Origin of the sequence: Treponema sp. JC4 (assembly GCF_000260795.1) — a bacterium.
Lineage (GTDB): Bacteria > Spirochaetota > Spirochaetia > Treponematales > Treponemataceae > Treponema_D.
Window position 1 is genome coordinate 1 of the sequence record NZ_AJGU01000089.1, and the last position, 2,456, is coordinate 2,456.

Genomic DNA, 2,456 nt, shown 5'->3' on the forward strand with positions numbered 1-2,456 from the left:
ATTGATTATCGATATAAGAAACTTCGTAATAGTTTTCTTTGACTACTGAATCAGATTTTTCGAATGCTGTTTCATAATATAGAGGTATAAAAATATTAATTGATGATGATTTTTGACCTTTTCTATCAATTCTATGAAGAGCCTGTTCTATAACTGCCGGATTCCACCAAAGATCTAGAATAATCATGTGACTTGCGCTTTGGAGATTTAATCCGGTTCCTGCTTTTTTAAGAGTTGTTAAAAGAATCTTTATTTTATTATTTGAGTTTGTAAAGTCTTCTGCTTTATCTATAGAGTCATCTCCTGTTAAAGTTAATGCATTAATATTCATTTCTTGCAATTTTTTTTTCTAAGAATAATAACGGTGCTTTATATTCTGAGAAGATTATGATTTGCTCATTTTCAGGCATATCTTTTATATAACTAAGGCAGAATTTAATTTTATCTGAAATAAGTGTTGTATCTATATGGCTTTCCTTAAATTTTGGATTATCAATATATGTCTGTGGAGATAGAGCGTATTGTTCAATTTCTTTTGAAGAAAAGCCAAAACGTTTCATTCGCTCAAGATTATACTGCATTTTTTTTGATAAAATACACGGAACAAGTAGTGCATTTTTTTTGTAAGATAATTCTGTTTCTCCAAAGAAGTATGCTTCATTTTCGGCAAGGTATTTGATAACTTCATTCTTCATTTTGTCAGTGATTTCTTTATCAAACCACTCTTTGTGATAAAAAAAATCTGTATGTATTAAAATGATCCATGAATGAGTTTTGTACAGGAGTACCAGTAATTCCAAGAATATACGGAATATCTGAATTAAAGTTTGAAAGTTTGGGAATTATCTCAAGGTCGCTTGTAAATGAAGTGACTGTATGAAGTTCATCATAAATCAATAATCCTGGCTTTTCAGAATAATCATCTATATCAATGCGTAAAGTATCATAGCTTGTAATGTATATATTTCCATTTATGAATTTTCTATTCTTGAGAAACTTTTTTCTTTCTGCAGGTGTGCGTTGAATTATTTTTTTTACAAAAAGTCCTTCGGATTCAAGTTCTTCATACCATGAGTTGATTAATCCTGATGGAGCAACTAAAAGAATATAGCCATTGTTTATTGATGATTTTATATAATTTCTAATTGTAAGAGTACCAACAAATGTTTTTCCTGCACCGGGATTTAATGTTATAACAGGAACAAACTTTCTTCTTGAGTTGTAATTCGATTGTTCCCAGAATTTTAAAATATACTTTACGGCTCTATTTTGTATATCTGTAGGGTTCTTTTGAGCTTTCAAGGATTGCTTATAAACATCATTGTAAAATCCATCCGACTCTATTTTCGAAGAAAAAAGTGATATTGAATCTTGTATTTTTATAAAAGATTCATCGATTTTAATTTTACTCTGCGAATCTGAAAATCTATAAAAAAACGATGTATTAAACTCCATGTATGACATAGTAGATTGATTGAAAGTCTTTTCTTGTTTTACTAATTCTCCAGAAATATTTAATAACATTCTTAGAACTGAATAATTTTCCATAATCAAGGCAAGCAAAAAAGTTGAATTATATTCTTCAAATGATTTAGTCTTTTTTGTAACTTTGTTCTTTATATTCTCAAGGGCGATCCATTGTTCTTGTATTTCGCTAAAAGGTACGAACATTAGGAAGATGGGTGACAGAAATTTATTCTCAATAGTATTTAGTTTCTTAATTGTATCTTCTGCTGCTATAATAGCCTTTTGTTTTGCTTTGTAGTTTTGTAAAGAGGTAAATTTTTAAGGTGTTATAATAATCAATTTTAACGGCATTAAATTTATTTAAGCACTCTTCTAAGTATGCAATTTGTTCTGTGTAATTTTCCTGTTTCAGTTGTTGTTCTTTTATTAGTGATTCTTTCTTTTGTGGTTTATATGGTCTTCCTGGCTTTTTTACAAATAATTTTTTTGTATTATTTGAACTTTCCTTTTCAGCAGTTCTCAATATTTTGATATTTCGATTTATAGTATCTGTAAGGATTAGAAATAAGGCATAATTAATATAAATAATTTGGTACGCAGTTCTTTCTTCGTTTGAGTGTGGTGTTAAATTTTGAAAAACCTTTTTTTCGAGCTTTTCTTTAGGTATATAATTTGTAAACTCACAACAAAAACGATTCCATACTGACAACCAAATATCCGAACTTTTTTTCAGCTCATTGTTTAATAACAATTTCGAGTAGTAATAAAGAAATTCATGTATATCATTCAAGTTAGTTGTTTCTTTTCTTGTGTAATTATTTGCGAAAGATTTGTTTAGCTCTTCAAGACCTTCAATTACTTCCTGATGTCTTATGCATTCATTTATTTCTGATCGTGCCAATCTTGATTCAAGTGATTGTTCATATGATTTTAGGTAAGAAACATTTTTAGAAATTGAAGCCTCAATACGTCTGAGTTCGTTTATAACC

4 protein-coding genes are annotated in these 2,456 nt (G+C 28.7%); all 4 read right to left on the reverse strand.

All coding sequences use genetic code 11. From position 1 onward, the window contains the following. Nucleotides 1–331, reverse strand: a 331-nt coding sequence (locus tag MSI_RS13280) for a C-terminal helicase domain-containing protein (protein ID WP_039925068.1), incomplete at its 3' end; no start/stop codon positions are given. Next, a complete protein-coding gene (locus MSI_RS13285) occupies nucleotides 321–695 on the reverse strand; it encodes a hypothetical protein (RefSeq protein WP_009108152.1) in 375 nt (124 codons plus the stop codon). The genes MSI_RS13280 and MSI_RS13285, both read right to left, overlap by 11 nt. 19 nt (nucleotides 696–714) lie before the next feature. Beyond that, on the reverse strand, nucleotides 715–1,671 hold the full coding sequence (locus tag MSI_RS13290) for a DEAD/DEAH box helicase family protein (RefSeq protein ID WP_009108154.1): 957 nt from the start codon (nucleotides 1,669–1,671) through the stop codon (nucleotides 715–717). Between the two features lie 46 nt (nucleotides 1,672–1,717). Beyond that, nucleotides 1,718–2,456 (reverse strand): hypothetical protein (locus MSI_RS14790; RefSeq protein ID WP_039925069.1); only part of this gene is annotated, 739 nt, incomplete at its 5' end.

Coding starts and splice junctions, on each gene's coding strand:
- MSI_RS13290 (WP_009108154.1), bottom strand. CDS start 1,671: ATGTTCGTACCTTTTAGCGAAATACAAGAACAATGGATCGCCCTTGAG.
- MSI_RS13285 (WP_009108152.1), bottom strand. CDS start 695: ATGAAGAATGAAGTTATCAAATACCTTGCCGAAAATGAAGCATACTTC.